The sequence below is a fragment of the Nocardioides campestrisoli genome, assembly GCF_013624435.2.
In the GTDB taxonomy this organism is placed as follows: Bacteria; Actinomycetota; Actinomycetes; order Propionibacteriales; family Nocardioidaceae; genus Nocardioides; species Nocardioides campestrisoli.
Genome location: NZ_CP061768.1, coordinates 376647 through 402297 on the forward strand (window position 1 = coordinate 376647; position 25651 = coordinate 402297).

Here is a 25651-nt window from a genome sequence, read left to right on the forward strand (position 1 = left end):
CACCATGACCTCGACCGCCGCCGCGGCCCTGCCGCTGATCCTCGACGCGTTCGAGGTGGTCGCCGTCCAGCGACTCTCGCCCTCCTTCGTCCGGCTCGAGCTCGGCGGTGAGTCCCTGGCCGACTTCGGCACCGACGGGCCGCTGCGCGACCAGCGGTTCAAGCTGGTCTTCCCGCTGCCCTCGGGCGAGCTCCCGGACTTCTCCGGCGCCGACGAGTCCTGGTTCGCCAGCTGGCTGGCCATCCCCGCCGAGGAGCGGGGCCACATGCGCACCTACACGATCCGCGAGGTGCGCGGCTCGGGCGCGGAGACCCGCCTGGTGGTCGACATCGTGCTGCACGTCGGCGACGGCGAGCACGGGCCGGGCTCGGACTGGGCGGCGCAGGCCAAGCCGGGCGACCGGGTGATCGGCCTGGCGCCGCGTCGCGGCCAGGCCTTCGGCGGCGTGGAGTTCCTGCCGGGTGCCGCCACCGAGCTGCTGCTGGTCGGGGACGAGACGGCGGTGCCGGCGGTGGCCGGGATCTTGCGTGACCTCCCGTCGGATGCCCGCGGTGCGGCGTTCCTGGAGGTGCCGCTCGAGGCGGACTTCCTGCCCGACGTGGTGGCGCCCGACGGGGTCGAGCTCACCTGGATCGCCCGCGGGGACGCGCCGCTGGGGGAGCGCCTGCACGCGGCGGTGATCGAGCACCTGGGCGTCGACGGGGTCTCTGCGGCTGCCCTGGCCGTCGAGCCCGACGAGATCGACCCGGACCTGTGGGAGACCCCCAGCTACTCCTCCTCCGGGGAGGACGTCGCTGCGGACCCGCTGCCGCACGAGGGGCTCTACGCCTGGATCGCCGGGGAGTCGGGGATGGTCACCGGGCTGCGCCGCCACCTGGTCAAGGGGCTCGGCGTCGGCCGGCGCCAGGTCGCCTTCATGGGCTACTGGCGCCGGGGCGTGGCGATGCGCTCCTGACGGGCTCCCGGCCCGCGCAGGCCACGCAGGTCGTGGCGGTGGGGCGCGCCTCGAGCCGCTCGTCGGGGATCGGCCGGCCGCACACCTCGCAGGTGCCGTAGCTCCCCGAGTCGACCCGCGCCAGGGCGTCGTCGATCTCCGCCAGCCGGCGCCGGGTCTGGGTGACCAGGGCGTCGACCTGGGAGCGCTCGAAGGCGATCGTGGCGCCCTCCGGGTCGTGCTCGTCGTCGGCGTTGGTGTCCAGCGAGGCGGCGACGATCGCCTTGAAGTCGTCGGTCAGCATGCCGAGCCGCGCCAGCGTCGTACGCCGTTCCTCCTCGAGCAGGGCGCGGGCCTGGTCAGGGGCCATCAGGTGTCGAGCCGGTCGGCGACCCGCCGCAGCTGCTTGGCGAGCTGGGCGCGACGGCGTACGGGCTGCGGCTTGGGGTGCTGACGGGTGCGCCCCGGCAGCCGGTTGTGCACGATCATCTCGATGTCGGCGGGGGTGTAGTCCATGACGTTCTCCTGGGTGTGATCAGAGCTCGGTGAGCACGATGTCGCCGGACGAGGTCTTCATCCGGAGCTCGACGTGGTCCTGGCCGTCGGCGGGCTCGCCCACGGGGGAGAGGCTGGAGCGGATGCCGCCGCTCGCGGTGGTGACGTCGGTCCACACCGGCACTCCGCGGGGGATCGACAGGTGCACGTCGCCCGAGGCGCCTCGTACGCCGACCCGGCCGCGGTGCACGGTCCGCAGCCTGGTGTCCCCGCTGCCCGTGGTCATCGCGACGTCGGCCCGGGAGCGGACGACGTCGAGGTCGCCGGAGCCGGTCTTGACCGACAGGTCGGCCTCGAGCGTCTCCACCCGGATGTCGCCCGAGCCGGTCGAGACGGTCGTTGCTGCCTCGACCAGGCCGAGCGAGACGTCGCCGGACCCGCTGGTGACCTGGAGCTCGCCGGCGACCACGTCGATGGCGACGTCGCCCGAGCCGGTCTGCACGAGTCCCTGCCCGGCCAGCCGGGCCACGGTGAGGCTCCCCGACCCGCTCTTCACCGCCAGGGTGGCCAGCGCGCCGGTGACGGTGGTTCCCGCGCTGCCCGCGCGGACCACCGCGACGCTGCCGGTGGGCAGCTCGACGTGCACGTGGACGCTCTGCTCCGTGCCGGACAGGAAGCCGATCCGGGGACGCGGGGCGGTCACCGAGACGACGCCGTCGTCCTGGGTGACCTCCACGGCGTCGGCCTGACGTCCCTGCACGGAGACGAGAGTCTCGCCCCGGTCACGGGCGGCGTCGGTGGCGTCGAGGGTGACGGTGCCGCGGTCGACCTCCACGTTGAGGTGGATCGGGTCGGGGGTGGTGAAGCTCTGCTCCATGACGTCTCCAGGGTGTGTGGGACCGGGGGAGTGGTGGGACGAGCGGGTCAGACCCAGCCGGTCATGCGCTGGCTGCCGCGGGCCTGCCGGGCGGGCCGACCGAAGGGATCGTGGCCGCCGAGGAACGGGATGCTGGACAGGTCGATGTCGATGTTGATCGCGTTGTCGTTGGTGGCGTGCCGGACGAGGGTGACCAGCCAGGTGTTGAGGCTCTGGCCGGACTCGGCCGCCTTCTCCTCGGCCTTCGCCTTCAGCGACTCCGGGATCCGCAGGGTGACCCGGGCCAGACCCTCGTCGGGGTCCTCCGGCTCCGGCGGGCGGGTCGTGGCGGCGGCCGCCTGGACCGGAGGAGCGACCTCGACCACGAAGTCGAGCTCGCGGCCGTTGAGCCGGACGTCCACGCTGCCCGAGGCCATCTCGGTGGTGATCTCCGCGGCGGCCTGGCTGATCGCCTCCATCAGCGCCAGCCGCGCGGCCGGGTCGAGCGCGAAGGCGAGGCGCTCGGCCGCCGACTTCAGCTCGTCCCCGCCGGCCTCGGCGGCCGAGACGAGATCCCGGCGGAGGTGGTCGACGTACGGCGTGATGTCCATGAGCACCACTATGACGTCACCGTGACGTCACGGTCAAGGGGTGATGACGTCTCGCAGGTGTCGGTCCGGAAATGCGGAACGGCCGCACCCCCTGGAGGGTGCGGCCGTCCTGGCAGTGCCTGTCGGCTCAGAGATCGAAGAGCGAGCCCGATCCGTGGATGTCGACGTCGGTCTTCGGCGAGTGCGCCTTGCCGTTGGCCGCCGGCTTCGGGTCGGACTTCGGCTCCTCGGCCTGCTCCTCGGTCTGGGGCTCCTCGGCCGGAGTCGCCTCGGCCTCGGCCTTGGCCTCGGTGTCGGCGTCGGACGCGGCCTCGGTGGCGGCCTGGCTGAGCGCGGCGCCGTCGGGGGCTACGGACGGCGCGGTCGTCTCCGACTCGCTCGCCTGCGGCTCCTCGACCTGCTCCTCGGGCTCCTCCACCTGCTCCTCGGGCTGCTCCACCTGCTCGTCCACCTGCTCGTCCACCGGGGAGGGCGACGACGTGGCGGCGGGAGCAGCCGCGGCCGGCTCCGGGGCGACGATGTCGAAGAGCGAACCGCCCTCCGGGATCGACTGCGCCGGCGGTGCCGCGGGCGCGGCAGCCTTCGGCTGGGGAGCTGCCTCGGCCGGAGCGGGCTCCGCCTCGGGCTCAGTCTCGGCTTCGGGCTTCGTCTCGGCGGGCGCGGCCTTCGGCTCTGCCTTGGCCTCGGCCGACTCGGCCTTCGCCTCAGGCTTCGACTCGGTCTTCGGCTCCGCCGGCGCGGCGAGGTCGAAGAGCGACCCGCCCGAGCCGAGGTCTGCCGCGGGCTTCGCCTCAGGCTTGGACTCGGCCTTGGGCTCGGCCTTCGCCTCAGGCTTCGACTCGGTCTTCGGCTCCGCCGGCGCGGCGAGGTCGAAGAGCGACCCGCCCGAGCCGAGGTCTGCCGCGGGCTTCGCCTCAGGCTTGGACTCGGCCTTGGGCTCGGCCTTCGCCTCCGGCTCGGCCTTCTCCGCCGGAGCTGCCAGGTCGAAGAGCGACCCGCCCGCCTCCTGCTTGGCGGCGGGCTTCTCCGCCGGCTGCTCGGCGGGCGCGGGGGTGTCGAAGAGCGACCCACCCGTCTCCTGCTTGGCGCCGGGCTTCTCGGCGGGCTTCTCCTCGGGCGTGGGAGTGTCGAAGAGCGAGCCACCCGACTGCTGCTTGGCGGCAGGCTTCTCGTCCGACGCCGGGGTGTCGAAGAGCGACGACCCGCCGCTGGCCTTGGCCAGCGGGCCCACGTCGGCGGTCTCGGTGACGGTCTCCTCGGTCTGGGTGACGTCACCGGCCTCGGGCTCGTCCTTGGTCGCGACGTCGCCCGCACCGGTCCCGGCCTTCGCCGAGGCGCCCACGGTCGCGGCCTTCTTCGAGGAGCCGGGGGCGGCCTTGGTCGCCTGCTCGCCCTTGACCGAGGCCAGCAGCATCTGCGCGACGTCGAGGACCTCGACCTCCTCGCGGGCGTTGCCCTTGGCCTGCTCGGAGGTCAGGCCGTCGGCCAGCATCACCCGGCAGAAGGGGCAGCCGACCGCGATCTGGTCGGCCCCGGTGGAGACGGCCTCCTGCGTGCGGTTGACGTTGATCCGCTCGCCGAGGTTCTCCTCCATCCACATCCGGGCGCCACCGGCGCCGCAGCAGAAGGACCGCTCGTTGCTGCGCTCCATCTCGACGTACTCGGCGCCGGGCAGGATCTGCAGCAGCTCGCGCGGCGGCTCGTAGACCTTGTTGTGGCGACCCAGGTAGCACGGGTCGTGGTAGGTGATCGAGCGCTTCGCCGCGCCCGCGCCGTCCTTGACCGGAGTCAGCTTGCCCTCGCGCACCAGGCGGTTGAGCAGCTGGGTGTGGTGGACGACCTCGAGCTCGATGCCGAAGTCCTTGTACTCGTTCTTCAGGGTGTTGAAGCAGTGCGCACAGGTCGAGACGACCTTCTTGACCTTGTACTCCTTGAAGGTCTCCACGTTCTGCTGGGCCAGGCCCTGGAAGACGAACTCGTTGCCGGCGCGACGGGCCGGGTCGCCGGAGCAGGTCTCGCCGTTGCCCAGCACGCCGAAGCTCACGCCGGCGATGTCGAGCAGCTCGGCGACCGCGCGGGTGGTCTTCTTGGCGCGGTCCTCGTAGGCGCCGGCGCAGCCGACCCAGAACAGCCAGTCGACCTCGTCGAGCGACTCGATGGTCTCGCCGACCACCTGGACGTCGAAGGGCAGGTCCTTGGCCCAGTCCATGCGCGCGTTCGGCGACATGTTCCAGGGGTTGCCCTTGTTCTCCAGGCCCTTGAAGAGCTGGTTGAGCTCGGCCGGGAAGTTGGCCTCCACCAGCAGCTGGTAGCGCCGCATGTCCATGATGTGGTCGACGTGCTCGATGTCGACCGGGCACTGCTGGACGCAGGCGCCGCACGAGGTGCAGGACCACAGGACGTCCTCGTCGATGACGAAGTCGCCGTCGGCGGGGTTGTAGAAGTAGTCCAGGACGTCGGTGCCGGCGCCGGCGGAGTCACCCTTGGAGCCGCTGCCGACCAGCGCCCGGTCCCGGTGCGACTCGGTGTCGGCGGCCTTGGCGTAGGCGTGGTCGCGCAGGCCGAGGACCAGCAGCTTGGGGGAGAGCGGCTTCTCGGTGTTCCAGGCGGGGCACTGCGACTGGCAGCGGCCGCACTCGGTGCAGGTGGTGAAGTCGAGGATGCCCTTCCAGGAGAAGTCCTCGAGCTTGCCGACACCCAGCGCGGAGTCCTCGTCCAGGTCGTCGATGTCGTCGAGGGTGATCACCTTGCCGTCCGACGTCAGCGGCTTCATCGCGCCGAGCGCGACGCTGCCGTCGTCCTCGCGCTTGAACCAGATGTTCACCCAGGCGGTGAACCGGTGCCAGGCCACGCCCATGGTGATGTTGCGGGCGATCACCATCAGCCAGACCATCGCCAGCGCGATCTTGAACATCGCGATGAAGAAGATGATGTTCTCGATCGTCCCCAGGTTCGACGTCGGGTAGAGGACGTCGCCCATCCACGAGGAGATCGGGTAGTGCGCGCGGCCTGCCTCCTCGTCGAGCTTCCACTCGGCGGCGCGGACGAAGAGGATCGCGGAGCCCTCGAAGAGCGCCAGGAACTCCACGAAGTACGCCTGCCACATGGTGGAGCCGAAGAAGCGGCTCTTGCGGCCCTCGGTGCGCGGGTGGTGCTTCTGGCGGTAGATGATCAGCCAGACGACGCCGATGGTGCTCAGCAGGCCGATCAGCTCGCTGAACCACTCGTACGGGTACCAGTGGCCGACGACCGGCCAGGCGAAGTCCGGCTTGAAGAGCTGGAAGTACGCCGCGAGCACCGCGGTGGACAGGAACAGGAACGCCGCGAAGACGAACCAGTGCATGATGCCGACCCAGGTCCACTGGAGCATCCGCGTGTGGAGGAACGTCTCCTTGAGCATGGTGACCGTCCGGCCGGCGGGGTTGCCGGAACGGCCGGGGGCGGATTGACCCAACCGGATCACGCCCAGCATCTTCCGTACCGCCGGGACCAGCATCGCGAGGGCCGCGAGGGTCAGGGCGAACGACACGACGATCGCGATGGTCTGCAACATGGAAGGAGAGCTCCTCGTGGCTGTGTGCACGTGCGCCCTGCAGCGGCACGTCAGGGCGGAGCCTATGTCGTGACCTACCACGAGCGTCAGGCACAGTCCTGCTGCGACAGCCTACCGTCCGGTAACTTGAGTGGTCCCCCGAACCGGGGTGCAGTTGCTCACCACATAGGAGGCGCCATGTACTTCGATCACCAGCCGTGCCGGGTCTGCGGCGCCGAGGTGCGCGTGCGCGAGCACACCCGGACCGTCCGCAACGAGCCGGACAGCACGGTCGACGACCGGGTCTGCACCAACCCGGACTGCCCCACCCGGCGCTCCGACCGGGAGGACGCCCCGTCCGCGTGAGCGCAGGCTGAACGGCTGATGCGGACCGCGGTCGGGACGTGGGAGGCTCTTCCCCATGTCTGACTACCCGCAGTACCCCTCGTACCCGAACGACCCGAAGCAGCCGTACGGCGGCGGCGCCCCCGCACCGGTGCGGCCCAGCAGCATCGACAACGCGGTGAAGCTGATGTACGTCGGCGCCGGCCTGTCGCTGCTCTCCCTGGTCCTCGGGCTGGTCACCCTGGGCGGCCTCAAGGACGACATCACCGAGTCGATGCGCGACGCCGACCCGAACGTCTCCCAGTCGACCATCGACGTGGCGTACACGACCTCGCTGGCGATGATCTTCGTGATCGGCCTGCTCGGCGTCCTGCTCTGGGTCTGGATGGCGTGGAAGAACGGCCAGGGCCGGTCGTGGGCCCGCGTGGTCGCCACCGTCCTGGGTGTGCTCAACGTGCTGATCACCCTGCTCTCGCTGGGCCAGCCCGGCAGCACCGCCGTCTCCACGATCTTCAACCTGCTGACCGTGGCCCTGGCGGTCGTGATCCTGGTGCTGCTGTGGAAGCGGGAGTCGACGCAGTACTACGAGGCCGTCACCCGCAGCCGGATGGTCTACTGAAGCTCCGGCAGCTCCTGGGCGGCGCCGATCAGGGCGCGGAACGGGTCGCCGAGCGACTCCAGCCGGTCCAGCACCGTGCGGACGGTCCAGCGGTCCGGCCGCAGGTCGGGGTCCTCGAGCTCGTCCCACTCGATCGGCACCGAGACCGGTGCGCCCGCGGCGGGCCGCGGTGAGTAGGGCGCGACCAGGGTCTTGTTGACGGCGTTCTGGGTGTAGTCGAGGCGCGCGAGCCCGCCGCGCGCCTTGACCTCCCACCGCCAGCTGACCAGCTCCGGCACCACCTGGCCGACCGTGCGCGAGACGCCCTCGACCCAGGCCCGGGTCTGCTCGAAGGTGTAGCCGCCGACCACCGGCACCCAGATCTGGATGCCCCGGCGTCCGGTGACCTTCGCCCGCGACACCACCCCGAGATGGTCGAGCGCGGTGCGGTGCAGCCGGGCCAGCACCAGCAGCTCCTCCCAGGAGGTGCGCTCGCCCGGGTCGAGGTCGAAGAGTGCGTACGACGGCTCGTGCGGCGCCCCGGTCGTCGACGTCCACGGATGCCACTCCAGGGCGCCGAAGTTGGCGAGCCAGACGAGCGCGGCGGGCTCGTCGGCGACGACGTACGTGCTGGTCTCGCCCTCGTCGGCGTCCGGGTTGTCCCAGGAGCCCAGCCAGTCGGGCGCGTGGTCGGGCCGCTGCTTGTGCCAGAACCCCTTCGTCCCGGCGCCGCTGGGGTAGCGGTGCAGGTTGACCGGCCGCCCGCGCAGGTAGGGCAGGGAGACCGGAGCGATCCGGGCCGCGTAGGCCAGCAGCTCGCGCTTGGTCACCGGCGGGTCGCCGGGGAAGAGCACCTTGTCCAGGTTGGTCACCTTGAGCCGTCGGCCGAAGACCTCCCAGGTGCCCCCGGAAACCAGGTCAGCGAGCGCGTCGATCGCCTCCTCGGGCAGCGCCTCGGGGACCAGCGACTCCGCAGCCTCGGACGCGGGGAGCCCCGAGTGCCAGAGCCGGTCGGGGTCGGCCAGGACCTCGTCGTTGGTGCGGCCGCTGAGCGTCGAGCGGGGATGGTCCTCGGGGTCCCAGCCGACGACGGCGTGCTCGTCGTGCTTGTGCAGCAGCATCCACTGGGTGGCGTCCTTCCCGCCGCGCCGGACCAGCACGAGCCGGCCGCGCAGCTTCTCGCCTCGCACCTCGACGTGCAGCTCGCCGGCCTCGACGGTGGCCCCGGGATCGTCGGTGTGCACCGGCTCCCAGGTGCCGGTGTCCCAGACGATCACGTCACCGCCGCCGTACTCCTTCGACGGGATGACTCCCTCGAAGAACAGGTACTCCAACGGGTGGTCCTCGACGTGCACGGCGAGCCGGCGGGCGTCCGGGTCGAGCGTCGGACCCTTCGGGACGGCCCAGCTGACCAGCACCCCGCCGATCTCGAAGCGCAGGTCGTAGTGGAGCCGGCTGGCCCGGTGCCGCTGCACCACGAACCGCGGGGTGTCGCTGCCGCGGCCCACGGGTTACCGCAGGATCCGGACGAAGACGTCGTCCATCCGTCCCCGGAACTGGTCGGGGTCGCCGGTGCCGATCTCCTTGCCGCCGACCCAGACGGGGGCCGCGTTGGCGAGGTGACCGCTCTCGGCCGGGGTCGTGGCCACCACGGCGCCGTCCACCAGCAGGCTGACCTCGGCGCCGGCGCGCCGGCAGGCCAGCGTGTGCCAGGCGCCGTCCGCGACCGACGCGGGGCCGAGCACGACCACCCGAGCGGCGGAGCCGTGGACCACGCAGCCGGGCACCCCGGCGTCGACCTGGAGCTTGTACTGCCCGCCGGGCTCGTCGTGCCAGCCCTTCTGGACGACGTTCATCGAGCCCGCCGCCTGCCGGGCGGAGAACCGCACGGCCGCCCCGAAGGAGAAGGCGTCCAGCCGCGGGTCCAGCGAGCTGCGGTCGGGCACCTCGATGATCGCCCGGCCGCAGCTCAGGCAGGGGAAGCGCAGCGCCCGGCCGCTGACGCCCTTGGCCCGCTTCAGCGCCGGTCCGTCGGTGCGCACGGTCCCGGAGCTGCGCCGGGGATCACCGCGGACCTCGTCGCCGTGGCGCAGGGCGGGGCCGGTGTCGAAGGCGAACGAGAGCCGGGTGCCGTCGGGTCGGGGCGCCGCCGCGGCGACGGAGGAGCCCGCGGTGACCGCGCCGGTGACCAGCACGGCGGTCGTCAGGAGGGCGCCCACGACAGGCCGGAGGCGGGAGGCACGGGAGCGCATGGGCACAGTGTGGCCTGCCACGCCCTCCTGCGGTCTGCGTCCCGTGTCCCGTGGTCTGGACCAGGTGGTGATCCACGTCCCACCTCGCTTACGGTGCTGACGCCGGCGTGACAGTCGGTGCCGAGGTGTCACATCCCGGCCTCTCGGCTCGCTCTTCTCGGGAAGGCCCCTGTCTTGCGACGCCCAGCTCCGCCACGCTCTGCCCCTCCATCCCTCCGCTCCCGGCTCGGCGCCACCCTGGCGCTCGGCCTCGTCGGCTCCCTCGCGGCCGTCGTCTCCGCCCCCACCGCCGCGCAGGCCGCGGAGGTGCCGACCGAGCCGTTCGACTCCTACGTCGCCCTCGGCGACTCGTTCACCGCGGGTCCGCTGATCCCGCCGACCGCGCTCGCTCCGTGCGCCAGGTCGACCACCAACTACCCGCGGATGCTGGCCGACCGGCTCGGGCTCGACCTGACCGACGTCTCCTGCTCCTCGGCCCGGACCGAGCACATGGCCAACCCGCAGGCCGGCATCCTCGGCACCGCACGCCCGCAGTTCGAGGCGCTGCGACCCGACACCGACCTGGTCACCCTGGGCATCGGCGGCAACGACGGCGGCCTGTTCGGCACGCTGATCTCGCGCTGCCCCGAGGTGGCCCCGACGGACCCCGACGGTGCTCCGTGCCGCGACGAGTTCACCCAGGACGGCGTCGACACGATGGCCGCCAAGATCGCGCAGACCAAGAGCGACGTGCTCGGCGTGCTCGACGGCATCCGGGCCCGCTCCCCGTACGCCACCGTCGCGGTGGTCGGCTACCTGAGGCTGATGCCGGAGAACGGCTCGTGCACCAACGGCGCCGTGCCGATGACCCGGCAGGACATGCTGTGGGCCGACGGCCTGCAGCGCCAGCTCAACACCGCGCTCGCCGAGGCGGCAGCCGAGCGCGGCGCGCGGTTCGTCGACACCTACGGCCCCTCCCGCGGGCACGACGCCTGCGCCGGCGAGGACGCCTGGGTGCAGGGCAAGTGGATCGACGTGCTGAAGGCGATGGAGTACCACCCGTTCGCCTCCGGCATGGACGCCACCGCGAGGCTGGTCTACGAGACCCTGTTCGGCACCGACCTGGCGCGCGGCCAGGCCGTGCAGGCCTCCGGCACCGAGCACCGCTTCGCCCCGTCGTACGCCGTGGACCACGACAGCTCGACCCGCTGGGCGAGCGGGGAGTGGGCGGACGGCGCCTGGATCCAGGTCGACCTCGGGCAGCGGCGCTGGGTCGACCGGGTGGCGCTGAACTGGGAGAAGGCCTATCCGCAGGGGTACCGGCTGGAGGTCTCCGACGACGGCGAGGCCTGGCGGCCGGTCTGGACGACGATCAACAGCGACGGCGGGCACGACACCGCGAGCTTCGAGGCGACCCCGGCCCGCTACGTGCGGCTCACGGCGGAGAAGCGGGCGACCCGCTACGGGATCTCGCTCTTCGACCTCGAGGTCTACGGCCCGGACCGGCCGGTGGACCCCGCGCCCCCGACCTCCCCGGCGCCCCCGAGCGATCCTGAGAATCCTGCTTCCGGCACCCTGAGCCCCGGCCTGGAGCCGGCGCGGGTCCAGGCCACGGTGCTGTCCGGCGGTCAGGGCTCGAAGGGACGGGTGGACCGGGTCCGGGTGCGGCTGCGCGACGGCAGCACGGCGGTGGTCCGCCTGATGGGGGTGCGCCAGCCGCGTGCCGCCTGCCGCCCGGCTGCGCGCCGGGTGATGGCCAAGCAGCTGCGGCCGGGTCGCACGGTGACGCTGGTGCGGGACCGCCGGACGAAGGTCGACAAGCGGGTGCCGGGCCGCTACGTGATGGTCAAGCGCAAGGACCTGGGCAAGCAGCTCGTACGCCGCGGCCAGCTGCGGGTGGCCAAGGGGACCTTCACCCGGAAGAAGGCGTACAAGAAGGTGCAGAAGGTGGCCAAGAGCTCCCGACGCGGCCACTGGGGCCGCTGCTGAGGGGCCGCTGCTGAGACACCGACGTCCCGGCCCTCGGACTGCGAGGGCCGGGACGTGCGGTACGCGTCAGGCGCGGTGGTTGCCGCCGGCGGACTCGTCCGGGTTCGTGCCCGGGGTCTCCTCGCGCCGGCCGTCCTGGTAGCCCTGCTCGTAGGCATCCGGCGTGGCGTCGGGCGTGGAGTCGACCGCGGTGCCGTTCACGGTGTCGGTGCCGGTCGTGGCGGAGTGGCCCGGGTCGAGCCGGTCGGCCTCGCGGAGCCGGTCCTCGTGCAGGGCGGCCTGCTGCTGGTAGCCGACCTGCGCCTCCTTCGCGCGCTCGTCGGCCTGGGCGGCCTCGCGCCGCAGCCGCTCGGCACGGACCTCCTCCTCCTTGGCCCGCAGCTCGGCGTCGGGCAGGACCTGGGCGTGCTGGTCCGCCTCCTGCCGGAGCTCGGCGGCCTTGTGAGCGCGCTCGGCCCGCTCGGCCTCGGCCCGCTCGTGCTTCTTCTTGTTCATCAGCCAGACGGCCAGCCCGACGAGCGCGAGCAGCACGACGACGGCGACGACCAGCCAGACGATCTCTTGGGTGTCCATGTCCCGGGCGGTACCCACGAGGCGTGGACTCCATGTCAACCAACCGCACCCGAAGCTGGTCACATCACCTCGTCCGCCACCCTCCTCAGGACGCCGAGAAGCCCCCGCGGCGTACGCGGGGGCTTCTCGTGTCAATCCGTGACCAGGAGGTCAGCGGTCCTTGGCTACCAGACCCGACGGGCGTTGCCGCCGATCGGGACGAAGTTCAGGATCAGGCCGACCACGAGGAGAATCGCTCCAATGGTGGTCAGGATCGAAATGTTGGCCACGAGGCCGACGATGAGCAGAATCAGGCCGAGGACGACCATATCTGTTCCTCCTTGGGTTGGGCGGCCGGGTTACGGCCGCAGGTGACACCGCTGTACCCGGCCTTCGAAGGGGCAAACGTCCCGATTTCAGAAGTTCTTTCTGCCCTGGTGCTGAAGGCCTTCAGGTCCTCCCGTCTCAGCGATGACCGTCGTGCGGGGGGTACTACCTCCCTTTGGGTAAGTTGCGCCTCAGTCCTGTTGACGCGTGAACGACTTCGCTGCCATGTTTCCTGCCGGGAGCGGGCCCGGGCGTCCGAGACGCTCCGGCACCAGGGAGGAACGCATGTCAGGCACCGCACGGCCTTCACGTCCCCTGTCGTGAGGCCGCCCCCGACGTGGCGCGGGGCGAGACCCCCGCTCGCTCCGCGCCACACCCCCTCTACCCGAAACTCGGTAACTGGGGGGTGCCTCCGTTGAAGTGGGCGCCCAGCCTGTTGACGGGCTCGACGAATCGCTGCGAGCCTCCGCCCGGGGAGACGAGGGAGAAGTCTGTGAGACACGTGCGTGCCGCCTTGGTGGCGACCACCGCGGCGCTGTCCGCGCCCGCGCTGCTCGGCGCGGTCGCGGTCGCGGCCGAGGACGACACGAGGGTGTTCGTCCAGTCGACCGGCCTGGTCGGGACGAGCTCGCTGATGAGCTGGTTCGGTGCGGCACCCGAGCCCACGTTCGCTGTCACCCTGCGCAACGGCGGCGAGCTGCCGGTCACCCCGACCGTCCAGCTGGAGTGGCGCGACGGGGACGGGCCGGCCACCGCGGTGGTCGTCCCCGAGGTGGGGGAGATCGCCCCGGGAGACTCCACCACGCTCGAGGTGCCCGTGCAGTGGGGCGCGTTCGCCCAGGGCGAGCACATCGTCCGCGGGGTGGTGCGGGTCGGGGACGACGAGACCGCCCTCCAGGAGAGCGCCACGGTGGCGCCGTGGGGGCTCTACGGGCTGGGCGTGGTGGCCCTGCTCGCCGGCGTCGCCCTGCGCACCCGCTGGGTGCTCGACCAGGACGATGACGAGGCCGGCTCACCGCTGGCCGGTCCCGAGGTGGAGGCACAGGCCCTGGCGACCATCCACCGCTTCTCCGCCGACCGGGAGGAGTCCGCGCAGGAGGCAGCCTTCAACGTGCCCAGCCAGCGGGCGCCGCAGGGCGGCAGGCGCGCGACCGAGAAGCCGAAGGAGCCCCGGTCCCACCGGGGCGGCCAGCGGTGGCTGACCCGGCGGTGACCCGGGGCTCCTGAGTCGGTGTCGCTGCGGCTCAGCCCTGGAGGGCGGCGATCGACTCGGCGATGCTGAGCGTGCGGCGGGCCGACTCGACGTGGAGGTTCTCCACCATCCGGCCGTTGTAGGTGACGACGCCGGTGCCCTTGCCGTCCTCCCACGCCTGGATCAGGCCGCGGGCGTCCGCCACCGCCTGCTCCGAGGGGGCGAACGCCTCGTTGGCGCCCTCCACCTGACCCGGGTGGATCAGCGTCTTGCCGTCGAAGCCCATCTGGCGGCCCTGCTCGCACTCGGCGAGGAACCCCTCGGCGTCCTTGACGTTGTTGTAGACGCCGTCGATCACCGCGATGCCGGCGGCGCGGCCGGCCAGCAGGGCGGTGTGCAGGCTCGGCAGGATCGGGGCGCGGCCGGGCACGTGCTCGGCGTACAGCTCCTTGACCAGGTCGTTGGTGCCGAGCACGAACGCGGTGAGCCGCTCCGAGGCCCGGGCGATGGCCAGGCAGTCGAGGATCGCGACCGGGGTCTCGATCATCGCCCACAGCTTGGTGTGCGCCGGCGCGCCGGCGGCCTCCATCGCGGCGACGAGCTGCTCGACCTCGGCGGCGCTGTTCACCTTGGGTACCACGATCGCCGCCGGTCCGGCCTTGCTGGCCGCGGCGATGTCGGCGTCGTGCCACTCGGTGCCGATCCCGTTGACCCGGATGGTCACGGTACGGCGGCCGTACTCGCCGGAGGCGACCGCGGCGCAGGCGGCCTCGCGCGCCGCCGGCTTGGCCTCGGGTGCGACGGCGTCCTCGAGGTCGAGGATCAGGCCGTCACACGGGATCGACTTCGCCTTCTCCAGCGCCCGCTCGTTGGAGCTGGGCATGTAGAGGACGGAGCGCAGGGGGGTGAACTGCTGGGTGGACTCGCTCATCTCAGGCCTCGATCTCGATCGCGTCGTACTGCTTCTTCAGGTCGGGGTCGATGGCGGCCAGCTCCTCGGCCAGCCGCACCATGACCTGGCACTGCTTGACCGAGGCGTCGTCCTCCATCTTGCCGTCGATCATCACCGCGCCGGTGCCGTCGCCCATCGCCGCGATCACCCGCCGCGCGTGCGCGACGTCCTCGACGCTGGGGGAGAAGACCCGGTTGGCGATCTTGATCTGCACCGGGTGCAGCGACCACGCGCCGACGCAGCCGAGCAGGAAGGCGTTGCGGAACTGGTCCTCGCAGGCGACGGTGTCCTTGATGTCGCCGAACGGGCCGTAGTAGGGGTAGATCCCGTGCATCGCGCACGCGTCGACCATCCGGGCGATCGTGTAGTGCCACAGGTCCTGCTGGTACTTCGTCCGGTCGGCGTCGTACTGCGTCTCGCCGGCGTCGTTCTTCGGCGCGTCCGCGCGGACCAGGTAGCCCGGGTGGCCGCCGCCCACCCGGGTGGTCTTCATCCGCCTGTCGGCGGCCAGGTCGGCCGGGCCGAGGGAGAGCCCCTGCATCCGCGGGGAGGCCGCGCAGATCTCCTCGATGTTGGCCACGCCGCGCGCGGTCTCGAGGATCGCGTGGATCAGGATCGGCTTCTTGATGCCGGCCTTCGCCTCGAGCTGGGCGAGCAGCCGGTCGACGTAGTGGATGTCCTCGGCGCCCTGCACCTTCGGCACCATGATCACGTCGAGCTTGTCGCCGATCGCCGGCACCAGGGTGGTGAGGTCGTCGAGCACCCAGGGGCTGTCCAGGGAGTTGATCCGGGTCCAGAACTGGGTCGGCCCGAAGTCGACGGACTGGCCGATCTTGACCAGGCCCTCGCGGGAGACCTCCTTGTTCTCGGCCTTGACCGCGTCCTCGAGGTTGCCCAGCAGCACGTCGACGGTGCCGACCATGTCCGGGACCTTGGCCGCCATCTTGGGGTTGCCGGGGTCGAAGAAGTGGATGGCGCGGCTGGGCCGGGCCGGGATCTCGCGCACCGGCGCGGGGGCGCCGACGGCGAGGGGGGCGAAGAAGTCCTTGGCTGAGCGCATGCGCGGGAACATAACAGCGGGCTCGGGCGCGCCGGTATGGCGGAGCGCACGGTGGGACGTCAGTGCTCCTTGCCGGGGTGGCCGCGGAACCAGCGCAGGGGAGACCGGCGGCTGCCCGCGGACTCCTCGCGTTCCCGGCGCTCCTGCTCCGCCCGCGCGGCCAGCGCCGCGCGCTGGGCCTCGACCCGGGCCGTACGACGCTCGCGCCAGCGCTCCACCTCGGTCTCCACGTCGCGTCGCGACGTGATCACCGGCGGCGCGGGCTGGTTGCCCACGGGCGGGGTGTAGATCGCCTTGCGGACCGCGGCGTTGAACTCCTCGACCTCCGCGCGCACCTGCTTCTCGTCGGCGATCCGGTCGAGCCGCCCGTCGAGGGCGGCATCGTCCTTGCGCAGCTGCAGGGCCGGCGGGAGGACCCCGGTGACCTGCTCGCGCTCGACGAGCTTCTTCAGCCACCAGTCGGGGTCGTGCTCGGTGCCCAGCCCCTCGATCGGCTTGCCGTAGCCGGGCAGGTCGTCGAAGTCGCCACGCTCCATCGCGCGTTGCACCTGCTGCTCGACCCAGTGGGTCTGGTGCCGGATCCGGGCAGCCGCTGCCGAGTCACCGGTGCGCTGGTCGCGCTCCGGCTCGCGAGGTCTGCGATCGGGGCTCTGCTCGGCCATCGCCGTCGACGGTACCCGCCGGGGTCACACCGCCGGGAGCACGTCCTCGACCTCGTCGGCCCGCTCGAAGACGTGCTTGGGCGCCAGCAGCAGGCAGGCGGCCGCGACCAGGGCGGAGACCGAGCAGACCGCCCACACGGTGAGGTAGCCCGACAGCGGCGCGTGGCCGGCGTCCGGCTCTCCCAGCGAGCCGGTCGAGGCCAGCGCGATGGCGAAGATCGAGGAGGCGATGGCGCCGCCGACGGTCTTGATCGCGTTGGTCATCCCGGTGGCGAAGCCGGTCCGCTCCGGCGGGGCCGCCGAGGCGGCCGCGGCAGGGAGCGCGGCGACCAGGGCACCCGAGCCGATCCCGGCGACCATCATGTTGGCCAGGGTCTGGGCGGTGCTGTCGTGGAACGGGAGGAAGAGGCCGTAGCCGAGCGCCACCAGCAGGCAGCCGAGGATCAGCGCGCCCCGGGCCCCGAACCAGCGCGAGGTCAGCGGCAGCGTGAAGGCGCCGACCGCCATCGCGATGACGTAGCCGGCGACCAGCAGGGAGACGAACGACGCCTCCGCGCCCAGGCCGTAGCCGACCTCGGACGGCTCGGTCTGGGCGAAGGTGGACAACGGGATCTGGGCGCCCAGCACCGACATCCCGAACAGGAAGGCGGTCAGCTGCACCGGCCACTGCGCCGGCGTGGCGAGCAGCCGGACGTCGACCACCGGGTCCTCGATGCTCGCCGAGTGCCGCACGAACGGCACCAGCACCAGCAGCCCCGCGGTGATGAAGAGCCACGGGACCGGCGATCCCGGCCCGTCGAGACGGACCGCGATCAGCCCGGTCATCACCAGGCCCAGCGAGGCGGTGATCAGGGCGTAGCCCCGCCAGTCGATCCCGCCGGTCGAGGTGCCGGGCAGGTCCTCGATGCCCCACCAGATCAGCAGCAGGCAGGCGGTCACCACGATCGCCGGCAGCGAGAGCAGCGCCGGCATGGACCACGACTCGACCAGCGCGCCGCTGGTCACCGCGCCGATGATCACGCTGAGCTCCAGGGCGCCGACCAGCACCCCGGCGGCGCGGCGGGTGAGCACGCCCTGGCGCCCGGTCCCGGCGGTACGTCGGTAGATGATCGCGACCTCGATCGGCAGCCACACGACGTACGCGCCCTGGAGCGCCCAGCCGATCAGGAAGGTGGTGAACGACGGGGCGAGGACCAGGATCCACGAGCCGAGCGCGGTGACCGCCGTGGAGATCAGCAGCACCTTCTTGTGCCCCACCAGGTCGGCCAGCCGAGCCAGCAGCGGCACGCAGAGCGCGGAGACGATCAGCTGGGCCGCCTCGAACCAGTTGACGTCGGCGTCGGTGATCGACAGGTGGTCGGCGATCTGGCTGAAGATCGGGGTGTAGAACCCCTGCAGCACGCCGCTGGCGAACTCCACCGCGACCAGGAAGCCGACGACGGTGACCAGCGAGTGCGCCGGTCGGGGCCGGGACCTGGGCGGCCGGGTGGTCGTCATCAGCGGATCCTCTCGATCAGGGTGGCGTACCAGCGGACGCCGTCGGCGAGGTCGTCCACGCCGATCCGCTCGTCGGCGGCGTGGATCGACTCGCGCTGCGCCTTGGTCATCCGGAACGGCGCGAACCGGTAGACCCGCTCGCAGATCGCGGTGAAGTGGCGGCTGTCGGTGGCCGCCATCATCACGTACGGCGACGCCACGGCGTCGGCGAAGACCTCGCCGATCGTCCCCTCGAGCAGCGAGAAGGCCGCGTCCTCGCGGAACGGGGAGATCGGGCTCGGCTCGCCGGACTCGATCACGTCGAGGTGGACGTGCTCGTCGCCGACGGCCTTGCGCACGTGCGCCAGCACCCCGGCCACGGAGTCGCCCACCATGATCCGGATGTTGACGCCGGCCTTGGCGGTGGCAGCGATCACGTTGAGCGCCGGCGAGCCCGACAGCGTGGTGACCGCGGCGGTGGTGCGGGTCATCGCCGCCGACTCGGGGCCGGCCAGGACCAGCGCCCGGGCCAGCACCGGCGAGATCCGGGCGGCGTTGGCCATCAGCGGGCGCAGGGCCGGCGGCGCGTGCGGAGCCATCCGCCGCATCAGCTCGACCGTGGGCGCGGGCAGCGACGATCGGAACGGCGAGCGCTCCAGCCGCATCACCGCGCGGGCGATCCGCGCGGTGGGACCCATCCGCGCGGGGGTGGACGCGTGGCCGCCGTGCCCCTCGGCGCGCAGCTCGACCGAGGTGACGCCCTTCTCGGTCACCCCGATCACCGCGATCGGGGTGCTCACCCCCGGGAAGGCGCCGTGCGCGACGGCCCCGCCCTCGTCGAGGACGAACCAGGGGGAGACCCCGCGGGCGCGCAGCACCTCGACGGCCTCCTGCGCGCTGGTCCCCATCACCTCCTCGTCGCAGCCGAAGGAGAGCCAGACGTCCTGCGCCGGGGTGAAGCCGCGGGCCAGCAGGGTCTCGACCGCTTCGCAGATACCGACCACGCAGCCCTTGTCGTCGAGCGTGCCGCGTCCCCACACGAAGCCGTCGGCGACCACGGCATCGAACGCCGGGCGGGTCCAGCCGTCCTCGACCGGGACCACGTCGAGGTGGGCCATCAGCACCACCGGGCGGGAGTCATCGGCGCCCGCCCAGCGGAACAGCAGGCCGTGCGAGCCGACCCGGGTGAGCTCCAGCTCGGCGTGCAGACGCGGGAACTGCCGGGCGAGCTCGACCAGCAACCGGTCGAAGGCCTCGTGGTCCACCCGGTCGCGGTCGCGGTCCGAGACGGTGGGGATGCGGACGAGGGCCTGGAGCTTGCCTACCACGGAGGGAGCGGGGGTGGTCACCCCCCGACCCTAGGGCCCGACGACCACGCTTCCGTAGAATCTGGTGGACCCCGACTGCACGCGCCATCCCACGACCGACGGGCAACCCTGTTGCTGATTCTCATCGCCGGACTCTTTTTCCTCTCGTTGGCATGCCCGCTCATGGTTCTCCGGTGGGGGCGCCGCGCGTTCCTCCCGGTGGCCACCGCCGTGCTCGCCGGCACCGTCTGGGTCGCCGCCCAGGGGCCGGCCGTGCTGGACGGGGAGGTGCTGAGCGAGCAGTGGTCCTGGGTGCCCAGCATCGGGCTCGGGCTCTCGTTCACGATGGGCGCCCTGCAGTGGCTGCTGGCGATGATCGTGCTCGGCATCGGGGCCGTGGTGCTGGCCTACTGCACCTGGTACTTCCATGACGACAGCGCCGGGGTGCCGCGCTTCGCGGGCGTGCTGACCGCCTTCGTCGCCGCCATGCTCGGCCTGGTCCTCTCCGACGACCTCCTGCTGACCTACGTCTTCTGGGAGCTCACCACCGTCTTCTCGTTCCTGCTGATCGGGCACGACCCGGCCCGCCGCAGCAGCCGGACGGCCGCGATCCAGGCGCTCCTGGTGACCACCCTGGGCGGTCTCGCGATGCTCGTCGGCGCGATCGTCCTGGGCTACCACGCGGGCACCATGACGATCAGCGAGATCCTCGCCGACCCGCCCGGCGGCACCGCGGTCACCGTGGCCGTCCTGCTGCTCCTGGTGGGCGCGATCAGCAAGTCCGCGCTGGTCCCGTTCCACTTCTGGCTGCCGGCGGCGATGGCCGCCCCGACCCCGGTCAGCGCCTACCTGCACGCGGCCTCGATGGTCAAGGCCGGCGTCTTCCTGGTCGCGCTGCTCGCCCCGGCCTTCGCCGACGTGCCGGGCTGGCGCTCGACCCTGCTGGTGCTCGGCCTGGCCACCATGCTGCTCGGCGGGATCCGGGCGCTGGTCCAGCACGACCTCAAGCTGCTCCTCGCCTACGGCACCGTGAGCCAGCTCGGCTTCATGATCCTGGTGCTCGGCGTCGGCACCCGGGCCGCCGCCCTGGCCGGGCTCGGCCTGCTCCTGGCGCACGCGCTCTTCAAGGCCTGCCTCTTCCTGGTCGTCGGCCTGGTCGACCGCACCACCGGCACCCGTGACCTGCGCCGGCTCACCGGCCTGGGCCGGCGGATGCCCGTCGTCGCGGTCGCGGCCACGGTGGCGGCCGCCTCGATGGCCGGCGTGCCGCCGCTGCTGGGGTACGTCGCCAAGGAGAGCGTCTTCGTCGCCCTGGTCGACGTCGCCCGCGACGGCGACGGCACCGGGGTGCCCTCGTTCGTCGGTTGGCTGGTCCTGGCCGGCGTCGTCCTGGGGTCGGTGCTCACCGTCGCCTACTCCGCCCGGTTCGTCTGGGGCGCCTTCGGCAACCGCGAGGTCGAGGAGGAGCTCACCGTCCGCCCCGTCCCCGTCGGCTTCGCCGCCGGCCCGGTGCTGCTGGCCGCGCTCACCGTGGTGCTCGGCTTCGCCGGACACCAGCTCACCTCGCTGCTCGGTCTCCAGGCCGACCTCTTCCCGCCCGGCGTGCACGAGGCCGAGCTCTCCCTGTGGCACGGCGTCGGCCTGCCGCTCGGCGCCACCGTGCTCGCCCTGCTGCTCGGCGCCCTGCTCTTCGTCGCCCGCGCGCCGGTGCTGCGCTGGCAGCTCTCCTTCAGCAACGACCTCTCCCTCGAGCGTGCCTACCGGTGGACCATGCGCGCGCTCGACCGCAGCGCCGTCGAGGTCACCGGTGTGGTCCAGCGCGGCTCCGCCGCGGCGTACCTCGGCCTCATCCTGCTGGTCGTCGTCGCGGTGCCCGGCTCGGCCGTGATCCAGGGCGGGGACATCGACGTCACCCCCTGGCAGACCCCGGTGCAGCCGGCGATCGGCGTGGTGATCGTGGTCGCGGCGGTGATGGCGGCCCGCTCCCGGCGCCGGCTCCGCGCGGTCCTGCTGGCCGGTGTGACCGGCTTCGGCACCGCGCTGCTCTTCCTGATCCAGGGCGCCCCCGACCTGGCGCTGACCCAGGTGCTGGTCGAGACCCTCACGGTCGTGGTCGCGGTGCTCGCGCTGCGCCGGCTGCCGGAGTACTTCACCGACCGGCCGCTGACCCGTCGCCGGTACCTGCGGATGGCCCTGGGCCTGGGTGTCGGCATCTCGGTGGCCGGGTTCCTGCTGCTCAGCGCCTCGGCGCGGACCGCCGAGCCGGTCTCGGCGACGCTGCCCGAGCTGGCCGTGGAGTACGGCGGCGGCCACAACATCGTCAACGTCATCCTGGTCGACGTCCGCGCCTGGGACACCCTGGGTGAGATCTCCGTGCTGGTCGCGGCCGCCACGGGGGTGGCCAGCCTGATCTTCCTCGACACCCGCGGCACCGGCATCCGCCGCGTCCACGAGATCCCCTACCCGGCGGGCGTCCGCAAGGAGCCGAAGGTCGCGGGCCGTCGGGCCTGGCTGCCGGCGCCGAGGACCCTGGCCCCGGAGAACCGGTCGATCATCTTCGAGGTGCTCACCCGGATGATCTTCCACAGCGTCATCATGATCTCGCTCTACCTCCTGCTGGCCGGGCACAACGACCCCGGCGGCGGCTTCGCGGCGGGCATGGTGGCCGGCCTGGCGCTGGTGGTCCGCTACCTCGCGGGCGGACGCTACGAGCTCGACGAGGCCGCGCCCGTCGACGCGGGCAAGCTGATCGGCGGCGGCCTCGCGGTCGCCGCGCTGGCCGCGGTCGTGCCGCTGCTCTTCGGTGCCGCGGTGCTGCAGAGCGCGATCATCGACATCCCGCTGCCGCTGCTGGGCAAGCTCCACCTGGTCACCTCGGTCTTCTTCGACATCGGGGTCTACCTGGTCGTGGTCGGCCTGGTCCTGGACCTGCTCCGCGCGCTCGGCTCGCAGATCGACCGGCAGATCATCCGCGACCGGCGCGCTGCTGAGGACGACGCCGACGCCGCGCCCGTCGGCTCCGCGGGCACCGCCAAGACCGGCGGCACCGCCGAGACCGCCGAGAGCGGGGCCCGATGAACGACGTGAACCTGACCCTGGTGATCACCTCCGCCGCGCTGATCGGCTGCGGGGTCTACCTGCTGCTCGAGCGCAGCCTCTCCCGGGTGCTGGTCGGCTTCCTGCTGATGGGCAACGGCGTGAGCCTGGCCTTCCTGGTCGCCGGCGGCGAGGGGGCGGCGCCTCCGATCGTGGAGGACGGCGTCACCGAGGCGATCTCCGACCCGCTCCCGCAGGCCATGGTGCTCACCGCGATCGTCATCACCCTGGCGACCACCGCCTTCGTGCTGGCGATGGCCTACCGCAGCTGGCAGCTCAACGGCCACGACGACGTGCAGGACGACGTGGAGGACGCGATGATCCGCCGGCTGGCCGCCTCCGACGTCACGTCGCAGGCCTACTCGGCCGCCAGCGACGACCCCGACCAGGTCGACGAGTCCAGCGACTTCGTCGAGGGCGAGCTCGCTGCCGAGGACGACGTGGCCCAGGTGGCCAGGCGCGAGGAGAACGACGACGAGGGGACGAGCCGATGACGACGAGCATCCTGGTCCCGCTGCCGGTGCTGCTGCCGCTGCTGGGCGCCGGCATCAGCCTGGTGATCACCCACCGGCCCCGGCTCCAGCGCTGGCTGAGCCTGGTGGTGCTGCTGGCGAACGCCGCGATCGCGGCGGTGCTGCTGGTCGAGGCCGACCGGTCCGGCCCGCAGGTGATGTGGATGGGCGAGTGGCCCGAGACGATCGGCATCGTGCTGGTCGCCGACCGGCTGGCCGCGCTGATGGTGCTGGTGAGCTCGCTGGTGACCCTCGCGGTCCTCGGCTACTCGGTCGGCCAGGGCATGGTCGAGGACGAGGAGTCCGCGCCGCTCTCGGTCTACCACCCGACCTTCCTGGTGCTGGTGGCCGGCGTGGCCAACGCGTTCCTCGCCGGCGACCTGTTCAACCTGTTCGTCAGCTTCGAGATGCTGCTCTTCGCCAGCTACGTGCTGCTCACCCTGGGCGGCACCGGCCCGCGGATCCGGGCCGGCACGATCTACGTCCTGGTGGCGCTGCTCTCCTCCTCGCTGTTCCTGATCTCGCTGGCCGCGACGTACGCCGCCACCGGCACGCTCACCCTGGCGCACCTGGCGGAGCGGATCGCCGACCTGCCCCCGCACGTCTCGCTGATGCTCCAGCTGTTGCTGCTGACCACGTTCGCGATCAAGGCGGCGATCTTCCCGCTCTCGTTCTGGCTGCCCGACAGCTATCCCACCGCCCCGGCGCCGGTCACCGCCGTCTTCGCGGGCCTGCTGACCAAGGTCGGCATCTACGCGATCCTGCGGATGCAGATGCTGCTCTTCCCGCACAGCCCGCTGACCGACCTGCTGCTGTGGGTGGCGCTGTTCACCATGCTCGTCGGCATCCTGGGCGCGATCGCCCAGTCCGACATCAAGCGCATGCTCTCCTTCACCCTGGTCAGCCACATCGGCTTCCTGGTGCTCGGCGTCGCCGTGGCCGGGGTCGCCGGGGCGTCGGCGACGATGTTCTACGTCGTCCACCACATCACCGTGCAGACGGCGCTCTTCCTGGTGGTCGGCCTGGTCGAACGCCGGGCCGGCAGCACCTCGCTGGTCCGGATCGGTGGGCTGGCCCGGATCGCCCCGCTGCTGGGCGTGCTCTTCTTCATCCCCGCGATGAACCTCGCCGGGATCCCGCCGTTCTCCGGCTTCATCGGGAAGGTCGGGCTGATGCAGGCGGCCCAGGAGCTGGGCACCGGACTGGCCTGGACCCTGGTGGTGGCGAGCGTGCTGACCAGCCTGCTCACCCTGTACGCCGTGGCGAAGACCTGGGCGGTCGCCTTCTGGCGGACCCCGCTGGAGGCCCACGAGGCGCTGGCCGCGGTCGAGGAGGTCGGGGCGGACCCGCTGCCCGGCCACGACACCCGGCCCCGGACCGAGCACCGCGGCCACGTGCACACCTCCACCGGCGTGCTCTCCGCGCAGACGATCTCGGAGTCGCGGCGGGTGGCCGACGACGACGACCCGGACCAGGACTTCTACCAGCTGATCCAGTCCGAGCAGGACATCCGCTCCACGCCGGCCAGCATGGTCGTCCCGGCGGCCGCCCTGGTCGTCCTCACCGTGCTGCTGACGGTGGTGGCCGGCCCGCTCTTCGAGTTCACCGACCGCGCCGCGGCCGACCTGGTCGCGCGCACGCCGTACGTCTCGGCCGTGCTCGGGGGTGAGGCGCCGTGAGCCCGAAGATGCGCACCACCCGCAGCGGCGCCGTGCGGCCCGTCCGGTACCGCGCGGTGCAGCCGTTCGCGCTGCTGTGGCTGACCCTGGTCTGGCTCGCGCTGTGGGGCGACGTGACCCCGCTGCTGGTGGTCTCCGGCGTGCTGGTGGGCGTGGCCGCCCAGTGGGCGTTCCCCCTGCCCCCGGTCCGGCTGGAGTCCCGGATCCGCCCCTGGCGCCTGCTGCTGCTCCTGCTGCGCTTCGTCGTGGACGTGGTCCGGGCCAGCCTGGAGGTCTCCTCGGTGGTGCTGCGCCGCCGCCCGGTCCGCAACGCGGTGGTCGCGGTCGACCTGCGCAGCTCCTCGGACTTCGTGCTCACCGGGGTGGCCTCGATGCTGAGCCTGGTCCCGGGCTCGATCGTGGTCGAGGTGCGGCGCTCCACCCACACCCTCTACCTGCACGTGCTCGACGTGGACGACGTGGAAGGGGCGGAGCGGTTCCGCCGCGACGCCCTCGCCGTGGAGGACCGCTTCCTGGCCGCCTTCGAGCCGATCGACCCGGTCGTGCAGGGCACGAGCGAGCGGGGGGTGTCGCGATGAGCGTGGTGATCGGGATCGCGGCGGCGATGCTGGTGGTGGCCGCCGGCCTGCTGCTCTTCCGCACGACGGTGGGTCCGACCATCCTGGACCGCAGCATGGCCCTGGACGTCCTGATGTCGGTGACGGTCTGCGCGATGGCGCTCTGGTCGGTCCAGCAGGACAGCTCGGTCGCGCTGCCCGCGATCCTCGCGGTGGCCGCCGTCGGCTTCGTGGGCTCGATCGCGATCGCCCGCTACGCCAGCGGGATCGACGACGTGGCCGCCGAGGCCGAGCAGCAGGAGGATGAGCAGGCATGAGCATCGAGTCGGTCCTCGACGTGCTGTCCGCGGTCTCCCTGCTGGTCGGCGCCGGCTTCGCGCTGATCGCCGCGATCGGGGTGGTCCGGCTGCCCGACCTGCCGAGCCGGATGCACGCGGCGACCAAGCCGCAGGTCATCGGCCTGGGCTTCGTGGTGCTGGGGCTGGGGCTCCGGCTGCGCGAGCCGTCGGTCCTCGGGCTGCTCGCCCTGGTGGTGATCCTCCAGATGGCCACCAGCGTGGTCTCCAGCCACATGGTCGGGCGCGCCTCGTTCCGGGCCGGTCAGGTCCGTGAGGACCTGCTGGTCGTCGACGAGCTGAGCGAGTCCAGCCACGACTGGGAGAAGGGTCGCGGCGCACCCTGACGTGCG

Annotated in this window: 25 protein-coding genes; 11 read left to right on the forward strand and 14 right to left on the reverse strand. The window is 72.2% G+C overall.

All coding sequences use genetic code 11. From position 1 onward, the window contains the following. The first annotated feature begins 4 nt into the window (after nucleotides 1–4). Entirely contained in the window at nucleotides 5–955 is a 951-nt protein-coding gene (locus H8838_RS01820) for a siderophore-interacting protein (protein WP_181309800.1), read from the forward strand. Here the strand turns inward: H8838_RS01820 and H8838_RS01825 are convergent. From H8838_RS01825 to H8838_RS01845, 5 genes are all read right to left on the reverse strand, one after another. Then, nucleotides 915–1304, reverse strand: a complete 390-nt coding sequence (locus tag H8838_RS01825; RefSeq protein WP_185995341.1) for a TraR/DksA family transcriptional regulator — start codon at nucleotides 1302–1304, stop codon at nucleotides 915–917. The genes H8838_RS01820 and H8838_RS01825 overlap by 41 nt on opposite strands. After that, nucleotides 1304–1450: a hypothetical protein gene (locus tag H8838_RS01830; RefSeq protein ID WP_181309798.1), complete on the reverse strand. Its 147-nt coding sequence runs from the start codon at nucleotides 1448–1450 to the stop codon at nucleotides 1304–1306. The genes H8838_RS01825 and H8838_RS01830 overlap by 1 nt, the downstream gene beginning before the upstream one ends. A gap of 19 nt (nucleotides 1451–1469) precedes the next feature. Then, on the reverse strand, nucleotides 1470–2306 hold the full coding sequence (locus tag H8838_RS01835; RefSeq protein WP_185995340.1) for a DUF4097 family beta strand repeat-containing protein: 837 nt from the start codon (nucleotides 2304–2306) through the stop codon (nucleotides 1470–1472). 47 nt (nucleotides 2307–2353) lie between these two features. Then, nucleotides 2354–2896: a toxin-antitoxin system HicB family antitoxin gene (locus H8838_RS01840; protein ID WP_185995339.1), complete on the reverse strand. Its 543-nt coding sequence runs from the start codon at nucleotides 2894–2896 to the stop codon at nucleotides 2354–2356. A 127-nt stretch (nucleotides 2897–3023) separates the two neighbouring features. Then, a complete protein-coding gene (locus H8838_RS01845) occupies nucleotides 3024–6449 on the reverse strand; it encodes a (Fe-S)-binding protein (protein WP_185995338.1) in 3426 nt (1141 codons plus the stop codon). A gap of 177 nt (nucleotides 6450–6626) precedes the next feature. Between H8838_RS01845 and H8838_RS01850 the strand changes: the two genes are divergently transcribed. Together H8838_RS01850 and H8838_RS01855 are read left to right on the forward strand one after the other, a co-directional pair. Then, entirely contained in the window at nucleotides 6627–6794 is a 168-nt protein-coding gene (locus tag H8838_RS01850) for a hypothetical protein (RefSeq protein ID WP_181309794.1), read from the forward strand. 55 nt (nucleotides 6795–6849) lie between these two features. Then, on the forward strand, nucleotides 6850–7392 hold the full coding sequence (locus H8838_RS01855; RefSeq protein ID WP_185995337.1) for a hypothetical protein: 543 nt from the start codon (nucleotides 6850–6852) through the stop codon (nucleotides 7390–7392). On the opposite strand, the gene ligD is transcribed toward H8838_RS01855, so the two are convergent. Together ligD and H8838_RS01865 are read right to left on the reverse strand one after the other, a co-directional pair. Continuing rightward, nucleotides 7386–8879 (reverse strand): DNA polymerase domain-containing protein, encoded by a 1494-nt coding sequence (gene ligD, locus H8838_RS01860; RefSeq protein WP_185995336.1) that lies wholly within the window; start codon nucleotides 8877–8879, stop codon nucleotides 7386–7388. The two genes, H8838_RS01855 and ligD, sit on opposite strands and share 7 nt — an antisense overlap. A 3-nt stretch (nucleotides 8880–8882) precedes the next feature. Beyond that, entirely contained in the window at nucleotides 8883–9623 is a 741-nt protein-coding gene (locus H8838_RS01865) for a laminin G domain-containing protein (protein WP_185995335.1), read from the reverse strand. Between the two features lie 174 nt (nucleotides 9624–9797). Here H8838_RS01865 and H8838_RS01870 point away from each other — a divergent pair, with 174 nt between their 5' ends. Beyond that, a complete protein-coding gene (locus H8838_RS01870; protein WP_185995334.1) occupies nucleotides 9798–11591 on the forward strand; it encodes a discoidin domain-containing protein in 1794 nt (597 codons plus the stop codon). Nucleotides 11592–11657: 66 nt separating this feature from the next. Here the strand turns inward: H8838_RS01870 and H8838_RS01875 are convergent, their stop codons facing one another. Beyond that, the gene (locus H8838_RS01875) at nucleotides 11658–12164 is read right to left on the reverse strand and encodes a hypothetical protein (protein WP_185995333.1); all 507 of its coding nucleotides are present in this window, start codon (nucleotides 12162–12164) and stop codon (nucleotides 11658–11660) included. A 164-nt stretch (nucleotides 12165–12328) separates the two neighbouring features. Then, nucleotides 12329–12472, reverse strand: coding sequence for a hypothetical protein (locus H8838_RS01880; RefSeq protein WP_181309788.1), 144 nt, complete (start codon nucleotides 12470–12472; stop codon nucleotides 12329–12331). 491 nt (nucleotides 12473–12963) lie between these two features. Between H8838_RS01880 and H8838_RS01885 the strand changes: the two genes are divergently transcribed. Continuing rightward, nucleotides 12964–13683, forward strand: coding sequence for a cupredoxin domain-containing protein (locus H8838_RS01885; protein ID WP_185995332.1), 720 nt, complete (start codon nucleotides 12964–12966; stop codon nucleotides 13681–13683). 31 nt (nucleotides 13684–13714) lie between these two features. On the opposite strand, the gene H8838_RS01890 is transcribed toward H8838_RS01885, so the two are convergent. The 5 genes from H8838_RS01890 to H8838_RS01910 are packed head-to-tail and all read right to left on the reverse strand — an operon-like array spanning nucleotide 13715 to nucleotide 19161. Continuing rightward, the gene (locus H8838_RS01890; protein WP_181309786.1) at nucleotides 13715–14593 is read right to left on the reverse strand and encodes an HpcH/HpaI aldolase/citrate lyase family protein; all 879 of its coding nucleotides are present in this window, start codon (nucleotides 14591–14593) and stop codon (nucleotides 13715–13717) included. A 1-nt stretch (nucleotide 14594) separates the two neighbouring features. Next, nucleotides 14595–15674, reverse strand: a complete 1080-nt coding sequence (locus H8838_RS01895; RefSeq protein ID WP_181309785.1) for an HpcH/HpaI aldolase/citrate lyase family protein — start codon at nucleotides 15672–15674, stop codon at nucleotides 14595–14597. Between the two features lie 59 nt (nucleotides 15675–15733). Beyond that, the gene (locus H8838_RS01900) at nucleotides 15734–16336 is read right to left on the reverse strand and encodes a DnaJ family domain-containing protein (RefSeq protein ID WP_181309784.1); all 603 of its coding nucleotides are present in this window, start codon (nucleotides 16334–16336) and stop codon (nucleotides 15734–15736) included. Nucleotides 16337–16360: 24 nt separating this feature from the next. Next, nucleotides 16361–17833, reverse strand: coding sequence for an MFS transporter (locus tag H8838_RS01905; protein ID WP_185995331.1), 1473 nt, complete (start codon nucleotides 17831–17833; stop codon nucleotides 16361–16363). Continuing rightward, on the reverse strand, nucleotides 17833–19161 hold the full coding sequence (locus tag H8838_RS01910; RefSeq protein ID WP_224766326.1) for a M20/M25/M40 family metallo-hydrolase: 1329 nt from the start codon (nucleotides 19159–19161) through the stop codon (nucleotides 17833–17835). The genes H8838_RS01905 and H8838_RS01910 overlap by 1 nt, the downstream gene beginning before the upstream one ends. A gap of 90 nt (nucleotides 19162–19251) precedes the next feature. Here H8838_RS01910 and H8838_RS01915 point away from each other — a divergent pair, with 90 nt between their 5' ends. Genes H8838_RS01915 through mnhG form a run of 6 tightly spaced genes read left to right on the forward strand, consistent with a single transcriptional unit; the run spans nucleotide 19252 to nucleotide 25645 of the window. Beyond that, on the forward strand, nucleotides 19252–22197 hold the full coding sequence (locus H8838_RS01915; RefSeq protein WP_185995330.1) for a Na+/H+ antiporter subunit A: 2946 nt from the start codon (nucleotides 19252–19254) through the stop codon (nucleotides 22195–22197). Next, nucleotides 22194–22709, forward strand: coding sequence for a Na(+)/H(+) antiporter subunit C (locus H8838_RS01920; RefSeq protein WP_185995329.1), 516 nt, complete (start codon nucleotides 22194–22196; stop codon nucleotides 22707–22709). Before H8838_RS01915 ends, H8838_RS01920 begins: the two co-directional genes overlap by 4 nt. Continuing rightward, nucleotides 22706–24406, forward strand: a complete 1701-nt coding sequence (locus H8838_RS01925) for a Na+/H+ antiporter subunit D (RefSeq protein ID WP_181309780.1) — start codon at nucleotides 22706–22708, stop codon at nucleotides 24404–24406. Before H8838_RS01920 ends, H8838_RS01925 begins: the two co-directional genes overlap by 4 nt. Continuing rightward, nucleotides 24403–24984, forward strand: a complete 582-nt coding sequence (locus H8838_RS01930) for a Na+/H+ antiporter subunit E (protein ID WP_185995328.1) — start codon at nucleotides 24403–24405, stop codon at nucleotides 24982–24984. Before H8838_RS01925 ends, H8838_RS01930 begins: the two co-directional genes overlap by 4 nt. Beyond that, a complete protein-coding gene (locus tag H8838_RS01935; protein ID WP_185995327.1) occupies nucleotides 24981–25280 on the forward strand; it encodes a monovalent cation/H+ antiporter complex subunit F in 300 nt (99 codons plus the stop codon). Before H8838_RS01930 ends, H8838_RS01935 begins: the two co-directional genes overlap by 4 nt. Beyond that, entirely contained in the window at nucleotides 25277–25645 is a 369-nt protein-coding gene (gene mnhG, locus H8838_RS01940; RefSeq protein WP_181309777.1) for a monovalent cation/H(+) antiporter subunit G, read from the forward strand. The genes H8838_RS01935 and mnhG overlap by 4 nt, the downstream gene beginning before the upstream one ends. Nucleotides 25646–25651: the final 6 nt, after the last annotated feature.